The sequence below is a fragment of the Arthrobacter sp. SPT-J7 genome, from assembly GCF_059089965.1.
Genome location: NZ_JBNHFF010000514.1, coordinates 1 through 721 on the forward strand (window position 1 = coordinate 1; position 721 = coordinate 721).

The 721-nt window shown below is 55.3% G+C and carries 2 rRNA genes; both read right to left on the reverse strand.

Going from position 1 to position 721, the window contains the following annotated elements:
- Position 1: 1 nt before the first annotated feature.
- A 5S ribosomal RNA gene (rrf, locus tag AC5RWX_RS33975) occupies positions 2–118 on the reverse strand.
- Positions 119–361: 243 nt separating this feature from the next.
- A 23S ribosomal RNA gene (locus tag AC5RWX_RS33980) occupies positions 362–721 on the reverse strand; the annotation flags it as partial.

Consider the following 721-nt stretch of genomic DNA (forward strand, 5'->3'; position numbering starts at 1 on the left):
TGTCCGGCGGTGACCTACTCTCCCACACCCTCCCGGGTGCAGTACCATCGGCGCTGTGGGTCTTAGCTTCCGGGTTCGGAATGGGACCGGGCGTTTCCCCCACGCTATGACCGCCGTAACCCTTTTACCCGTCACGCACCCCGCGCCCTTTTGTGGTGGGGGGTGGTGTGGGAAATCTGTGGTTACAACTGCTCCCCTTTTTTTGGGGGAGCGGTGGTGTTGTTATTCAGTTGTGTGTTCCCTGGACAACGTACCGGTTTGGTTTGTTGTTCGGGAACCACATAGTGGACGCAAGCAGTCTTGTTATCTTTTTACCCTTTCCTGGTGTGAACGTCTTTTGAATCCGTTCACGAAAGGGTGTGTGGTGTAAGTTATCGGCCTATTAGTACCGGTCAGCTTCACGAGTCGTTAGTCCTCGCTTCCACATCCGGCCTATCAACCCAGTGGTCTGGCTGGGGGCCTCTCACACACAAGGTGTATGGAAATCTCATCTTGAAGCGAGCTTCCCGCTTAGATGCTTTCAGCGGTTATCCCATCCGAACGTAGCTAATCAGCGGTGCACTTGGCAGTACAACTGACACACCAGAGGTTCGTCCGTCCCGGTCCTCTCGTACTAAGGACAGCCCTTCTCAAATTTCCTGCGCGCGCAGCGGATAGGGACCGAACTGTCTCACGACGTTCTAAACCCAGCTCGCGTACCGCTTTAATGGGCGAACAGCCC